The following is a 14,515-nucleotide window of genomic DNA, read 5'->3' as shown; positions in this document are numbered from 1 at the left end:
TGCCCGGCGGCACCGCCGGGCTGAGCCTTCCTGTCGCTCGGTAGGCGCTGCCCTTTGTAGGGAATGCCCTAGTAGCCGCGTGCGCGATCCACGAGATTGAGGAAAGGCTGGCCTGCTTCGCCGCGCTGGATGTTTTCGGCGATGACTTCGCTTGCGGTTTCGGGGCGGGTTTCGGCGGCGATGTGCGGGGTGACCGTGACCTTGGGATGTGCCCAGAACGGATGATCCGCAGGCAGCGGTTCGACGCGGAAGACATCCAGCGTGGCATGCGCGATCTGGCCGCTGTCGAGGGCCGCGATCAGGGCGTCATCGTCGATCAGCGGGCCGCGACCGGGGTTGATGATGAAGGCCCCCTTGGGCATTCGCGAGAGTGCCTCGGCGTTGATCACGTTCTGCGTGGCGGGGGTGTCGGGCAGAAGGAGGATCAGGATATCCGCCGTCTCGAGGGCCTGTTTCAGGCCGTCGTCGCCATGCAGACAGGTGATGCCGGAGACATCCTTGGGCGAGCGGCTCCAGCCGGTGACGGGAAAGCCAAGACCGGTCAAGGCATGCGCGCAGGAGGCGCCAAGCGCGCCGATGCCAAGGATGGTCACGCGCCGTTCGCGGGCAAGGGGGGGCGTGGTGACGACCCATTCGCCGGTCTGGCCGGTGATGTGGCGATCCATGCCGAGATGGTGGCGCAGGGTGTGGCCGGTGACCCATTCAACCATGCCGTTTGTCAGGCCGGGATCGACCATGCGGGCCAGGGGTTGGGTCAGGGTTTCGTTGCCGGTGATGGCCTCGACGCCAGCCCAGAGATTGAGCACTGCCTTGCAGCGGGTGTAGGGGGTAAAATCCTGAACCTCGCTGTTGGGGGCATAGACGATGTAATCCACCTCTTCGGGGGCGAATTCGGTGCGCAGGTCAACGTCCAGCCTGGCCTTGGCAAAGGCCGCGCGCAAGGGGGCCTCGTAGGTGTCCCAGCGTTCGGAACGGGCGGCGAAAAGGACGTTGATCATGGGCGGGCACTCCGAAAGCTGATGGTCGTGGGCGGAGTGGAACGCTCCGCGCGACAGTCAGGCCACAGTCGCGCCCATTAGGCAAGAGGCTTAGCGCGGGCGGTGGACGTGGGCGCTTTGGACAAGGCCGAAGGCGACCATCAGGACCAGCATCGCCGAGCCGCCGTAGCTGACCAGCGGGAGGGGGACGCCGACCACCGGGGCCATGCCCATGACCATCGACATGTTGACGGCAAAGAACAGGAAGAAGGTGGTGGTGATGCCAAGGATCAGCAGCGAAGAAAAGCGATCACGGTTCACAAGGGCTGCGGCAATGCAGAACAGGATGATAAGGCCGTAGAGGCCCAAGAGGGATATGCCGCCGAGAAAGCCGAATTCCTCGGCCAGGGTGGTGAAGATAAAGTCGGTGTGTTTCTCGGGCAGGAAGTTCAGGCGCGATTGCGTGCCCTGCATGAAGCCTCGCCCTGTCCAGCCGCCAGAGCCAAGTGCGATCTTGGACTGTGTGATGTGATAGCCGGCCCCGAGGGGATCGGAGGAGGGATCAAGGAAGGTGTCGATCCGGCGATACTGGTAGTCCTTGAGAAGCTGCCATGTGGTGCCGCGCGACTGGAACACGGCGGTGACGAGGCCGCCGATCATCCCGATGACCGCAGCAAAATAGCCCCAGTGTACGCCTGCCATGAACATCACGATGCCGCCGCCGGTCACAAGCAGGATCGAGGTGCCAAGGTCCGGTTGGCGCAGGACAAGGGCGGTGGGCAAAAGGATGGCGATCACCGGCAGGGCGATCCACAGGGGGCGCGAGGTTCGTTCGGGGGCGAGCCAGTCGTAATAGGCGGCCAGTGCCATCACGAGGGTGATTTTCATCAGCTCGGAGGGTTGCAGGCGCATGAAGCCAAGGTCGATCCAGCGTTGCGCGCCCATGCCGACGCTGCCCATGACTTCGACAAGGATCAAAAGCACGATGGTGCCGACATAGGCAAAGCCCGAAATGCTGCGCCAGAACCAGATCGGGGTCATCGCCACGATGAGCATCAGCACGAGTGCCATGCCGAAGCGTTTCATCTGGGGTTCGGCCCAGGGCGAGAACGATCCGCCCGCCACGGAGAAGAGCATCATGAAGCCGACACCGGAGACAGCGGCCAGAAGGAGAATGAGCGGCCAGTTCAGGTAGAGCAGCTTGCGGATGCCGGTGGGGACGGTCTTGACCGTATACTCGAGATAGCTCATGCGCGGTCGCCCCCACGGTTGCCGTCGCGATCGGGGATCACGGCGCGCAGGCGCTTTTGCTGTTCCTCGATCCTTTTGCGGTCCTTGGTGGGGTATGCATCCAGCGGAGGCATGCCGCCATGCAGGGCCTGAAGGGTGATGTCACGGGCGATGGGCGCGGCCGCTGTTGAGCCGCCGCCGCCATGTTCCACGACCACCGCAACCGCGATGCGCGGATTGTCATAGGGCGCGAAGTTCACGAACAGGGCGTGGTCGCGGCGTTCCCAGGGCAGGTCTTCGTTCTTGGTGACGCCGCGGGCGCGTTCGGCGGCGGTGATGTTGCGAACCTGGCTGGTGCCGGTCTTGCCGGCCATGCGGTAGGCGTCTTCGATGATGCGGCTGCCATAGGCCGTGCCGCGCCGGTGGTTGGAGACGGTGAACATGGCCCTGCGGATTTTCTGCAGGTTGTTTGCGTTGAAGCCAAGCGACTGTGCTTCGGGATGGGGCGTTTCGATGCCGTCCACGGATTTCACGAGGCGCGGCGTGATGTCCTTGCCCGAGGCAAGGCGCGCGGTCATGACGGCCAGTTGCAGCGGCGAGGCCAGCACGTTTCCCTGTCCGATGGAGGCGTTGACGGTATCGCCGACGACCCAGGCCTGTCCGCGCACGCGTTCTTTCCATTCGCGGGTCGGGTTAAGGCCGCGCGCGATGCCGGAGAGGGGCAGGTCGAACTTGTGACCAAGACCAAGGCGATCGGCCACGGCAGAGAGTTTGTCGATGCCGAGCTTGAGGGCGACATCGTAGAAATAGACGTCACAGCTTTCGCGCAGCGCCTCTTCAAGGTCGACGTGGCCGTGACCGGCGCGTTTCCAGCAGTGGAAGCGTCTGTTCGACACTTCGAGATGGCCGGGGCACCAGACCGTGTCTTCGGGGGTGATGATGCCCTCTTCCAACGCGGCAAGCGCCGTGACCATCTTGAAGGTTGATCCGGGCGGGTAGGTGCCCTGAACCGATTTCGCGGCAAGGGGCCGGTAGTTGTTTTCGGTCAGGTCACGGTAGTCGGCCACCGAGATGCCGGTGACAAAAAGGTTCGGATCAAAGCTTGGCGAGGAGTTGAGCGACAGGATATCGCCGTTCTGGCAGTCGATCACCACGGCGGCGGCGCTTTCCTCGCCAAGGCGGGCCTGGATGTAGGATTGCAGCGCCTGATCAAGGGTCAGTTGCAGATCTGCGCCCTGCTGGCCTTCGCGGCGGTCGAGTTCGCGCATGACACGGCCGACCGAGTTGACCTCGACCCGTTTGGCACCGGCCTTGCCGCGCAGGTTGTCTTCGAGTTTGGATTCCACGCCGACCTTGCCGATCTGGAAGCGCGGAATGCGCAAGAGCTGGTCAGGGTCTTCGATCTTGGACAGGTCATAGTCGGAGACGGGGCCGACGTAGCCGACCACATGGGCGAAATCGCCCCGGATCGGGTATTGCCGCGACAGGCCGACCTCGGGGGTGATGCCCGGCAGAGAGGGCGCGTTGACGGCGATGCGGCTCATTTCCTCCCACGAGATGTGGTCGGCCAGGGTGACCGGCAGGAACGGGGCCGAGCGTTTCATCTCGGCGCGGGCGCGGTTGAGGGTGACTTCGTCGAGATCCACCAGCGACGAGAGTTGCGAGATCACCTGTTCGACGTCGCCTGCATCCTCGCGCACCATGGTTATGCGATAGGACGGTTCGTTAACGGCGATCGGCACGCCGTTGCGATCAAAGATTTCGCCGCGCGCGGGGGGGAGCAGGCGGATATTGATGCGGTTTTCCTCGGCCAGCAGGCGGAACTGGTCGGCCTGATCGACCTGGAGGTAGCGCATGCGCAGGCCCAGCATCGACATGAAGGCGATCTGTGCGCCGCCCAGAAGCAGGGCGCGGCGCGACAGGCGGCGGTGGGATTCCGCGTTATCCTGACCGGGGCGTCTCATGTTGCACCTGCCAGCGTGTCGTCATCCCCCGGTGCCGATTTGCGCAGGCCGAGGATCAGGTGCGAGGCCATGACCACAAGCGGGTAGAACAGGATGTTCATGAACAGCTGCATGACGCTCAGGCCAAGCGGGGCGCGGTCGACAAGGAAGATGGTCAGCGCGAGGCGTTCGGCGAGCATGATGGCGACAAGGGTTGCGGCGGCGGTGGCCCATTCGGTGGGGAAAGGGGCGTCGCGCAGGATCAGCGACTGGCGGCGCAGGGTCTGGCGGGCGATGACCATGATGGCGGCAAGAAGGCCCGGCGCGCGCAGCAAGATCAGATCGGCCAGCAGGAAGACCACACCCACCGCAAGGACGGGAACGTATTCCGGACGACGCGTGGCCCAAGCCACGGTCAGCACCACCAGAAGGTCGGGGCCGGCCCAGCCGCGCGGCATGGTCTGAAAGGGCAGCAGTTGAAGATAGACCACGCCAAGCGCGATCAGGAGGTAGGCAATGCGCATCCGCCAGCGCCGTCCGCTTGCGATGTGATCAGCCATCGCTTGCCTCCGGTGCCGGGGTTGGTAGGAAGACCGGGCCGACGACTTCGCCGGGTTCGGTGATGGTCTCGCGCCCGTGGTGGCGCAGGACGCGCAGGAATTCGAGACGCTCGTAATCGGCCGAGAGGCGCACGCGCAGGCGGCCGCCGGGATCAGAGGCGACCTGACCGACCAGCAGGCCCGCAGGGAACACGCCGCCGTCGCCAGAGGTTACGACACGGTCACCCGGGCGGACCTGATCGGTGTTTTCAAGGAAATCCAGATAGGGGGCCGGGGTGTTGTCGCCCTCGACTAGGCCGCGCTGGCCGGAGGGTTGCACGACAACCGGAATGCGCGAGGAACTGTCGGTCAGCAGGATCACGCGGCTCGAGTTTCTGCCGGTGCCGGAGATGCGCCCCACAAGCCCGATGCCATCCATCGCCGCCCAGCCATCCACGACGCCATCACGCGCCCCGATGTTCAGCAGCACGGATTGCCGGAACGGTGAGCCGCTGTCGGCCAGGACAACGCCGGTGATATAGGTCAGGCGCGGGTCAAGGCGGACGTTGTTGAGATCGAGCAGGCGGGCGTTTTCCTGTTCCAGCTGAAGGGCGGCCTCTTTCCAGGCCTTCATCTGTTGAAGCTCGCGGCGCAGCTCGCGGTTCTGTTCCACGATGCGCTGGTAGCTCTGGAAATCGCGAAACAGGTCGACGGTGGCGGTGACGGGCGTCATGGTCCAGTCAAACGAAGGCAGGACCGCATCGACGATCTGTGCGCGGAAGCGTTCGACGCGCGGTGAATCGATGCGCCAGAGCAGGAAGATTCCCACAAGGCACAGGACAAGAATGCCCAGAAGCAGACGCCTGATCGGGGCAATATAGTCTTCGCCTGATGTCCGGTCCCGGGCCACGCTTCCCCCTGTTCAGGTCGCTGCGCCTAGAGGCGGCTTAGCTGTCGTAGTCTATGGCGTGACGCAGCTGCTTTTCATATTCGAGCGCCTTGCCGGTGCCCATCGCCACGCAGTTCAGAGACTCGTCTGCAATCGAGACCGCAAGGCCGGTCTGTTCGCGCAGGGCGAGATCGAGATCGCCAAGAAGGGCGCCACCCCCTGTCAGCATAACACCACGGTCGACGATGTCGGCCGCAAGGTCCGGCGGGGTGGCTTCCAGCGCGGTCATCACCGCTTCGCAGATCTGCTGGACCGGTTCCGACAGGGCCTCGGCCACCTGTGCCTGGCTGATCTCGGTTTCCTTGGGCACGCCGTTCAGAAGGTCGCGGCCCCTGATCTGCATCGACGCGCCGCGGCCGTCGTCGGGCATGCGGGCGGTGCCGATCTGGGTTTTGATACGTTCGGCGGTGGCTTCGCCGACCAGAAGGTTCTGGTTGCGGCGCAGGTAGTTGATGATCGCCTCGTCCATGCGGTCGCCCCCGACACGAACCGAGCGCGCATAGACGATATCGCCCAGCGACAGAACGGCGACTTCGGTGGTGCCGCCGCCGATGTCGACAACCATGTTGCCGGTCGGATCGGTGATCGGCATGCCGGCGCCGATCGCGGCGGCGATGGGTTCTGCGATCAGGCCGGCGCGACGGGCGCCTGCCGAGAGAACCGATTGACGGATCGCACGTTTTTCAACGGGGGTGGCGCCGTGGGGAACGCAGACGATGATCTTGGGCTTGGAGAAGGTCGAGCGCTTGTGGACCTTGCGGATGAAGTGCTTGATCATCTCTTCGGCAACGTCGAAGTCGGCGATGACACCGTCCCGCATGGGGCGGATGGCTTCGATCGAACCCGGCGTCCGGCCCAGCATCAGCTTGGCGTCTTCACCCACGGCCAGCACTTTCTTGATGCCGTCCTTGACGTGATAGGCGACAACCGAAGGCTCGGACAGGATGACCCCCTTGCCTTTGACATAGACCAGCGTGTTCGCAGTACCGAGGTCGATTGCCATGTCAGAGGTAAACAGGCCGCCCAGATTTCCCAGCATATGTTGTGTTCCGTTCCCGAAAATATCCCAAATAGGCCCGCGACTCCCGTCAGCACGAACCGACTCTCTTATAGTGAGGCACCTTGGCGACGGGAAGGGTGTGCGAGGCGAAATCAGCGTGAATCCGCCGTGTTTTTGCAGGGTTTTCGAATGGGGGGGCTGGGGGAGGGTTTCTTGGGCGGAAAATCTGCGCTACGAGCGGCGGATTGGAACGGGGGATGGGGCGATGCTCAGCTATCAGCATATCTATCATGCGGGCAATCTGGCGGATGTTCAGAAACATGCGCTGCTCTGCGTGATGCTGGCATATATGGGCAAAAAATCCAAACCTTTCAGCTACTTGGAAACCCATTCGGGGCGGGGATTGTACCACCTTGATGCGCCGGAGGCGGTGAAGACCGGCGAGGCGGCGGCGGGGATCGGGGTGGCCGAAGCGTGGTTTGACGCCGACCACCCGTTCCGGCGTGCGCTGGACGAGGTGAAAAACCGTTACGGGGCAACGGCTTACGGAGGGTCTCCGCTCTTAGCGGCGGCCTGTCTGCGGGCGGGGGACCGGATGCACCTTGCAGAGCTGCACCCGCAGGAAAACGCGGCGCTGAACGAATCGATGTTTGGTGTGAAAAATGGCGTGATTTCAAAGGTCTACAAGCAGGATGGCTTTGCGATGGCGCAGGCGGTCTGCCCGCCGGAGCCGCGCCGGGGGCTGATGCTGATTGATCCGAGCTATGAAATCAAAAAGGATTATAAAACCCTGCCGGATTTCATCGCCAAGATTCACCGCAAATGGAACGTGGGCGTGATCGCGCTGTGGTATCCGGTGCTGACGGACGGCAGCCACGAGGGCATGGTCAAGGCGTTGAAGGCAAAGGGCTTTCCGAAAGCGCTCTGCCACGAGGTCCGGTTCCCGCCGGCCCGCGAAGGCCACCGGATGGTGGGTTCGGGCATGTTCATCGTGAACGCGCCCTACGGGCTCGACACCGAATGCCGCCGCCTGGACGGGTTTTTCAACAGTCTTCGTTAACGCCTGAAGAGGGCCCGCAAGGACGCGTCGGTGCCACGTCGGTATTACGTCGGTATTGCGGAGGTGCCCCCACCCCGGATGGACAGGGTTAAGGGGGCGTGCGGTAATTTGATGATTGTTTCATCTTGTGGTTGTTTGGCTGGCTTGTTAAAGTAAGAACAAATGCGGAACAATTTGATTTGGGAATAAACTGATTGCTATGCTGAAATGGATTGGAGCGGTTGTTGCTTTGGGTGTAGGTGGAGCGTTGTCATTCGCTATAGTATTTAGCATTTATTCTATTGTACCCTTTTCGATCGCACCAGAAGCGGTTCACCGGATTTCGTACGCGGATTTGGTCGCAATCATGCTTACTGCGGTTTCGATAATCCTAGCTGCGCTTGGTTTTGTGGTCGCATTGCTCGCATTTATTGGTTGGAACTCTATCGGTGATAAGGTTTCGTCTTTGGCTACTCAGCTTTTTCATCAGTCTTTGGACGAAGAAGGTGAACTTAGAGGAATTGTTCAAAACTCTCTGCGAGAAGGAGGTGAACTCTATGACCTTGTCCAGGAAGAGGCTAAAGAGATTATCTATCGTTCAGTAGAGCCTGTAGTCGCCGATAACGGTGATGACTCCTATAGAGAGGACTAACCTTTGAGTGCGGAATGGGAAAGAATTAGCGAGGAAGAAAAGGCAACTATCGCACCTTTTTTAGAAGAGGTTCCCGTTAGAATCGCAACAATGGCGCGTGCACTTGGTGTCGAAGTGAAGAGTGCTACTCTGCGGCCTCGGATTTCTGGACAAATTCAAAGATCGGACAGTAGTCAGTCAGGCTACAGAATTCGTGTAAATCGGCACGAGGCACCCACAAGGCAAAGGTTTACCATTGCCCACGAGATAGCGCATTTTCTATTGCATCGGGACTATATCGGTGACGGGATAGAGGACTCTATTTTGTATCGGTCGACTTTGTCCGACAAGCGTGAGGCCGAAGCCAATAGGTTGGCGGCCGAACTTCTAATGCCGAAGGATAGCGTAATTCAAGCTTTGCGTGTGCGTGGAGGCCGTGCTACACCTAGGATTGCAGTCGAAATTGCTCAGGATTTCAATGTATCTGAGGCGGCTATGAGTATTAGATTAGGATTGGGATAAGTTGTCTGTAGATATTTGGAACTCTTCATATGTTCCGACAGTTTTCTTGAGACCCTCTGAACTACGCGCAGTATCTGAGCTCCCCGATAGTTCAAAGGACGTATTAACGCCGATATTTTGTTTGAAACCTTGGGCAACTTCTAAGTTGCTGGAAAATTCAATGAACAAAATCTCAAGTGTCTTTCCTAATAGGGATTTCTTTCTAGACATTGACCCCTTCTATGATCGGGAGGCTACCAGACCGGCTCAAGAAGAATACTACGAACTCATTGATCATAAGGACAACAACAAGAGTTGGGTCGACTTTTTTCAGAAGTACCCACATGCCTACCCTTGCATCCAGGTTAATCACGGCGAAATTGAACCAATTGAATTTCAAATTCAGTCGTTCAAACAGAGTGAGAAGTTTTTCCTTGTACGTTTGGATCACGATTGTGGTCGAAATCATAGTGAGATCATCAATAGGGTTTGCGCGGTCGATCACTCAAACTTTGGATTTGTTGTTGACGCAGGGTGGTCGAAGAGGCTTCTCGATCGCGCTCTGTGGGCCGACGGTCTGATCAAGCAAATCGCAAAGCTTAGAGGGGATAGTATTCCCATTGTTGTTACAGGGAGTAGCTTCCCAAATAGCTTTACGGGCTTCGCAATGGGCGAAAGCGCGGATCTTCTCGAAAGGAAGATCTTTGCCCAGTTGCAAGGTGCAAACAATATGGCCAGGCTGGTATATGGAGATTGGTCAAGTAGTCGATCACCTTCTGAAGGCGGCGGAGGAGGTAGCATCCCGCCGAGAATAGACCTGCCTACCAGCAGCTCGTGGGAAATCTATCGCGCGGATGACAAAGTCGAGACGTTTCAGGGATTGGCCGCCGAAGTCATGAAAAGTAGTTCATTTCCAAAGAATTTAGATATTTGGGCTACTTACATGATCGCGAAAACCAAAATAGGTGAACCGAGAGGAATTGATAACCTCCGAATGGCCACAGCAGTTAGAATTAACATGCACCTCTACAATCAATTGAATTTTGGGCGGTTTGATCCCGCACCTGACACGGATGACGACTATATAGAGTAACTGATTTCCGGAAGAGAGCTGTCGATTGTGCGCCCGACCCTCCCCATGGGAGGGCGCTTGGGGCGCCCACCCAGGGTCGGGCGCGGCCCTTGTTGAGAGTTGATGGTGAAAGCCGCCCCTTGGAATGCATCAGGGGCGGCTTTCTTGTGTGCGGGATCAGCCTTCGATCGGCTCGAAGTGGCAGGTGAAGTGGCGCATGAGTTGGGGTTCCTTCACGATGCGGTAGCCGGTGAGGCTTTCGCGGGCCTTGGCCAGTTCCTCGAAGGCCTCGACGATATAGTCGGCGTGGCTCTGGGTGTAGGTGCGGCGGGGCATGGCGAGGCGAACGAGGTCCATCGCGGCGGGGTGTTCGCTGCCGTCGGGGTGGCGGCCGAACATCACGGTGCCGATCTCGCAGCTGCGGATGCCGGCGATCTCGTAGAGCGCGACGGCCAGCGCGTGGCCGGGGTACTCGAGCGGCGGGATATGCGAGAGCCAGCGGCGGGCGTCGATGAAGACCGCGTGGCCGCCTGCCGGTTTCACCACCGGGATGCCAAGGGCGTCGAGGCGTTCGATGATATAGGCGTTGGTGCGGATGCGGTAGCGCAGGTAGTCCTCGTCGACGATCTCGGACAGGCCCTGGGCGAGGGCTTCGAGATCACGCCCGGAGAGGCCGCCGTAGGTGGGGAAGCCCTCGGTGCGGATCAGGTGGTTGCGGGCGGTTTCGGCGAGGCTGTCATCGTTCAGCGCCAGCCAGCCGCCGATGTTGCCGAAGGCGTCCTTCTTGGCGGACATGGTCATGCCGTCGGCCTCGGCGAAACAATCGCGAACGATTTCGGGGATGCTGCGGTCCTGCTGGCCGTCTTCGCGGGTCTTGATGAACCATGCGTTTTCGGCAAAGCGGCAGCCGTCGATGAAAAAGGGCTTGCCGTACTTGCGGGCGAGCGCGGCGGTGGCGCGGATATTGGCGAGGCTGACGGGCTGGCCGCCGCCGGCGTTGTTGGTGATGGTGAGCATCACGCAGGGCACGCTGTCGCCGTGCTCTTCGAGGTAGGCATCAAGGCGGTCGAGATCCATGTTGCCCTTGAAGGGGTGTTCCGAGGCGGGATCCTTGCCTTCGGCGATTACGAGGTCGTGGCCCTGTGCACCCGAGGCCTCAATGTTGCCGCGGGTGGTGTCGAAGTGGGTGTTGTTGGGGATGTTGCGGCCTGCGCCGCCGAACATGGAAAACAGGATGGCTTCGGCGGCGCGGCCCTGGTGGGTGGGGATCACGTGGTTGAAGGGCATCAGATTCTTCACGGCCGCCTCGAAGCGGTAGAAGGAGGGCGAGCCGGCATAGCTTTCGTCGCCCTGCATGACGGCCGACCATTGCGCCGCGCTCATGGCGCCGGTGCCGGAGTCGGTCAGCAGGTCAATCAGCACGTCGTCTGATTTCAGGGCAAAGAGATTGTAGTTGGCCGCCTGCAAAAGGTCCTGGCGCTCCGCGCGGGTGGTCATGCGGATCGGTTCGACGGATTTGATGCGGAAGGGTTCGATGATGGTTTTCATCTCAGGGCTCCGTGTGGATGGCCCCGGATGGATTCACGGCAACGTTTACGTGATGGGGCCATAGCGCCGCGGTTGCCCATAGGAGGACCGCGCTCAGCGCCCATTCGTTGCGGGGGGTGTTATCGGGCAGATTTGCGGAGTGGTCAAGATGGCCTAAACCGCCTGAAGCACGTTCTGGCCTCGGGCTTCGATCTGGATTTCTTCGGCCAGGGCGCGGGCGGGGGCAGAACGGGATTTGCGGGCGATGCGCACGACATAGGCGATGTCGGGTGGCGGGGCGCCGATCTGCGGGTCGATGATCGTCATGCGCGGCGTGATGTGGCGGGCGTTCAGGAGGGCGATGCCAAGGCCCGCTTCGACCGCCGAGACGATGCCGGCGTTGCTGGCGCATTGCAGGACGGTGCGGAAATCGCGCCCCCCCGCCTGTCCGAGTGTCATGGCCCAGTGTTTGTAGAAACAGTTGTCGTCGAAGGCGAGGAAAGGCAGCGGGCGATCATCGGGCAGGGGCAGGTCGGGCGAGGCGACCCAGTGCAGATGATCGTGGAACAGCGCGATGTCGCCGGGGCGGGTTTCATGGGCGAAGATCTGCATGATGGCGAGGTCGATCTCGCCCTGTTCGAGATCGGCCATCAGCGACAGGCTCTGGCTGACGTGGGTGCGCACGCTGACGTCGGGGTGCAGGCGGGCAAAGCGGGCGAGGATGCGGGAGAGGCCGCCGCTGGTGGTGTCTTCGGTCATGCCAAGGCGCAGGTGGCCGGTGAGTGGGCTGTTGGTGAGGTGCAGCACGGCCTCGTCATGCAGGGCCAGAATCCGGCGGGCATAGGTCAGGAGGGCGCGGCCGTCTTCGGAGAAGGTGGGGGCACCGGGGCGGCGGGTGAGCAGGGTGCGGCCCAGCTTGTCCTCGAGGCGCTTGATCTTGTGCGACACCGCGGATTGCGACAGCGCGAGGTGGTCGGCGGCGCGGGTGATGCCGCCTTGGTCTTCGATGGCGCAGAGGGCCTGAAGGGCGTCGATGTCCATTCTGAGGGTCATGGTGTGCTCCGGCATTTGCATGACCAATTTAGATCATGTGATGAAATCAATCAATTTGATTCATGTGAGGCTGGACGGCAGAACAGGAGCATCAGGAAACAGGAGCCTTCCCATGGATCATATCGTCACCGACCACATCCTCATCAATGGCTTTCGCATCGCGCATGGCGTGCATGGTGCGGGCGAGCCGGTTGTTCTTTTGCATGGCACGCCGTCGTCCTCGCTGATCTGGCGGAATGTGCTGCCGGTTCTGGTGGCGGGGGGCTATCGGGTGCATGTCTATGACCTCTTGGGCTACGGGCTGTCCGAGCGGCCTTGTGACCCGGCGGTGGATACGTCGATCACCGGTCAGGTGCCGGTGCTGGAGGCGCTGTTTGATAATTGGGGGCTGACGGATGCGCATGTGATCGCGCATGACATCGGCGGTGCGGTGGCGCAGCGGTTCGCGATCTTTTCGCCCGCGAAGGTGCGGACGCTGAGCATGATCGATGTGGTCAGCTATGACAGTTACCCGTCGCGGCGCACGCGTGAACAGATGCAGGCGGGTCTTGAGGCGTTGATCAAGGCGCCGGATGCCGATCACCGGGCGCATTTCGAAGAGTGGTTGCTGAGCACGGTGCAGAACAAGGCGGCGCTGCGGGCGGGGCCGCTTGCGACCTATCTTGATTTCATCAGCGGGCCGATCGGGCAGGGCAGCCTGTTCCAGCATCAGGTGCGCCACTACGACCCCAAGCACACGATGGAGATTGCCGAGCGGATGCACGAGTTGGGGCGGCGTCCGGTCAAGCTGATCTGGGGGGCGGATGATGCGTGGCAGGTTGTGGACTGGGCGCATCGTCTGAACGCGGCGATCCCCGGCAGTGATCTTGAGGTGATCGCGGACTGCGGGCATTTCGCGATGGAGGACCAGCCGGAACAGGTGGCGGCCAGCCTGCTTGGGTTCCTGAAGGCGAACTAGGGGGTGAACTCGCCACAGAGCGAGGTTTCGAGGCGCGCCCGACGGGTGGCTGGATCGGGGCTGTGGGCGAGGGCATAGGTGAGCTTGGCATAGGCCGCTTCGACGGTCATGTCGCCGCCGTCGATCACACCGTGGTGGCGCAGGATGGCAGCGGCGGCATAGGTGCCAAGCGCCATGCCGCCCTCGGGGCATTGGCTTACGGCGACCACGGGGATGGCGCGGTTTGCCGCTGTGGTCAGGGCGCGGGCCAGACCCTTGGTGCCCGGCACGGTGCCCGAGCCGAAGCAGCGCAGTACGAGGCCGTCGCAGGTTTGCGCGGCATATTCGAAGAGGTCGGTGGGCACGCCGGGGGCGACCGAGAGGAAAGCGACCTTGTGGGCGCCGGTGCGGTGCAGGGTCAGGGCGGTGCCGGGCTGGCGCGGGGCGATGTCGGAGGGATCGGCGGCAAAGGCATCAAAGGCGCGCGAGTGGGATTTGCGCACCCGTGCGCCGTGCAGGAGGCGGCCTGCGAATTGTACCCAGACGCCGGGTGCGGCGGTGGCGGTGGCCGCGATGGCATCGGCGAGGTTGCGGGTGCCGTCGTTGTCCGGAACCGAGAGCGGCAGCATGGAGCCGGTGACGATGACCGGCTTGGACAGGCCTTCGAGGGCGAAGCAGAGGGCGGCGGCGGTATAGGCCAGCGTGTCGGTGCCGTGGGTGACGATGAAGGCGTCATAGTCTGCGTCGGTCTCGGCGATGGTGGCGGCGATGCGATCCCAGTCTTGCGGGGTGGCATTGGCGCTGTCGATCAGCGGGGCGAGGCGGCGGATGTCGATCTGCGAGGCGTTTGCCTGGGTCGCGAGGTGGCTCTTGAGAAAACCCTCGACCACCCCATCGGCGGGGGCGAAACCGTCATCGGTGGCCACCATGCCAATGGTGCCGCCGGTGTGGATGAGGAGGGTTTTCATGGTGGTATCCTAGCTCATTGCCGTCGCATGTGAAGGGAGGAGAGGGTTGCCCGGAAGCGGGGAGGGCGGCGACTGCCTGGGGAGGCGCGAATGCGCCTGCCGGGGGGCAGGCAGGCGCAGCCCGGCGGTGCCGCCGGGCGATGTTTTGT

Annotated in this window: 14 protein-coding genes; 5 read left to right on the top strand and 9 right to left on the bottom strand. The window is 61.7% G+C overall.

What is annotated here, in order from left to right:
• Positions 1–68: 68 nt before the first annotated feature.
• The 6 genes from ABWV42_RS09085 to ABWV42_RS09060 form a co-directional block, all read right to left on the bottom strand.
• Positions 69–998, bottom strand: a complete 930-nt coding sequence (locus tag ABWV42_RS09085; protein ID WP_353339851.1) for a 2-hydroxyacid dehydrogenase — start codon at positions 996–998, stop codon at positions 69–71.
• 90 nt (positions 999–1,088) lie between these two features.
• A complete protein-coding gene (gene rodA, locus ABWV42_RS09080; RefSeq protein ID WP_255103284.1) occupies positions 1,089–2,228 on the bottom strand; it encodes a rod shape-determining protein RodA in 1,140 nt (379 codons plus the stop codon).
• Positions 2,225–4,171, bottom strand: coding sequence for a penicillin-binding protein 2 (mrdA, locus tag ABWV42_RS09075; protein ID WP_353339850.1), 1,947 nt, complete (start codon positions 4,169–4,171; stop codon positions 2,225–2,227). The genes rodA and mrdA overlap by 4 nt, the downstream gene beginning before the upstream one ends.
• Positions 4,168–4,710 carry a rod shape-determining protein MreD gene (locus ABWV42_RS09070; protein WP_353339849.1) on the bottom strand — a complete coding sequence of 181 codons (543 nt, stop codon included), beginning with the start codon at positions 4,708–4,710 and terminating at the stop codon, positions 4,168–4,170. The genes mrdA and ABWV42_RS09070 overlap by 4 nt, the downstream gene beginning before the upstream one ends.
• Positions 4,703–5,599: a rod shape-determining protein MreC gene (gene mreC / locus ABWV42_RS09065; protein ID WP_255103278.1), complete on the bottom strand. Its 897-nt coding sequence runs from the start codon at positions 5,597–5,599 to the stop codon at positions 4,703–4,705. The genes ABWV42_RS09070 and mreC overlap by 8 nt, the downstream gene beginning before the upstream one ends.
• Positions 5,600–5,636: 37 nt before the next feature.
• Positions 5,637–6,677: a rod shape-determining protein gene (locus tag ABWV42_RS09060; RefSeq protein WP_255103276.1), complete on the bottom strand. Its 1,041-nt coding sequence runs from the start codon at positions 6,675–6,677 to the stop codon at positions 5,637–5,639.
• 226 nt (positions 6,678–6,903) lie between these two features.
• On the opposite strand from ABWV42_RS09060, the gene ABWV42_RS09055 reads away from it, so the two are divergent.
• The 4 genes from ABWV42_RS09055 (at position 6,904) to ABWV42_RS09040 (ending at position 9,902) form a co-directional block, all read left to right on the top strand.
• Complete coding sequence (locus ABWV42_RS09055; protein WP_353339848.1) at positions 6,904–7,698, top strand: 23S rRNA (adenine(2030)-N(6))-methyltransferase RlmJ; 795 nt, start codon at positions 6,904–6,906, stop codon at positions 7,696–7,698.
• A gap of 199 nt (positions 7,699–7,897) precedes the next feature.
• Positions 7,898–8,329 carry a hypothetical protein gene (locus ABWV42_RS09050; RefSeq protein ID WP_353339847.1) on the top strand — a complete coding sequence of 144 codons (432 nt, stop codon included), beginning with the start codon at positions 7,898–7,900 and terminating at the stop codon, positions 8,327–8,329.
• Positions 8,330–8,419: 90 nt separating this feature from the next.
• Entirely contained in the window at positions 8,420–8,830 is a 411-nt protein-coding gene (locus tag ABWV42_RS09045; protein WP_353340376.1) for an ImmA/IrrE family metallo-endopeptidase, read from the top strand.
• 1 nt (position 8,831) lies between these two features.
• The gene (locus tag ABWV42_RS09040) at positions 8,832–9,902 is read left to right on the top strand and encodes a beta family protein (protein WP_353339846.1); all 1,071 of its coding nucleotides are present in this window, start codon (positions 8,832–8,834) and stop codon (positions 9,900–9,902) included.
• A 156-nt stretch (positions 9,903–10,058) separates the two neighbouring features.
• Here ABWV42_RS09040 and ABWV42_RS09035 read toward each other — a convergent pair whose 3' ends face one another.
• Positions 10,059–11,429 (bottom strand): tryptophanase, encoded by a 1,371-nt coding sequence (locus tag ABWV42_RS09035; RefSeq protein WP_353339845.1) that lies wholly within the window; start codon positions 11,427–11,429, stop codon positions 10,059–10,061.
• A gap of 153 nt (positions 11,430–11,582) precedes the next feature.
• Positions 11,583–12,461 (bottom strand): LysR family transcriptional regulator, encoded by an 879-nt coding sequence (locus ABWV42_RS09030; protein WP_353339844.1) that lies wholly within the window; start codon positions 12,459–12,461, stop codon positions 11,583–11,585.
• 112 nt (positions 12,462–12,573) lie between these two features.
• Between ABWV42_RS09030 and ABWV42_RS09025 the strand changes: the two genes are divergently transcribed.
• Positions 12,574–13,419 (top strand): alpha/beta fold hydrolase, encoded by an 846-nt coding sequence (locus ABWV42_RS09025; RefSeq protein ID WP_353339843.1) that lies wholly within the window; start codon positions 12,574–12,576, stop codon positions 13,417–13,419.
• On the opposite strand, the gene ABWV42_RS09020 is transcribed toward ABWV42_RS09025, so the two are convergent.
• Positions 13,416–14,366: an asparaginase gene (locus tag ABWV42_RS09020; protein WP_353339842.1), complete on the bottom strand. Its 951-nt coding sequence runs from the start codon at positions 14,364–14,366 to the stop codon at positions 13,416–13,418. The two genes, ABWV42_RS09025 and ABWV42_RS09020, sit on opposite strands and share 4 nt — an antisense overlap.
• Positions 14,367–14,515 lie beyond the last annotated feature (149 nt).

The sequence above is a fragment of the Pelagimonas sp. KU-00592-HH genome (genome assembly GCF_040369695.1).
Taxonomy (GTDB): Bacteria; Pseudomonadota; Alphaproteobacteria; order Rhodobacterales; family Rhodobacteraceae; genus Shimia.
The sequence above is the reverse complement of the archived record's forward strand: the minus strand, read 5'-3'. Positions and strand labels throughout refer to the sequence as shown.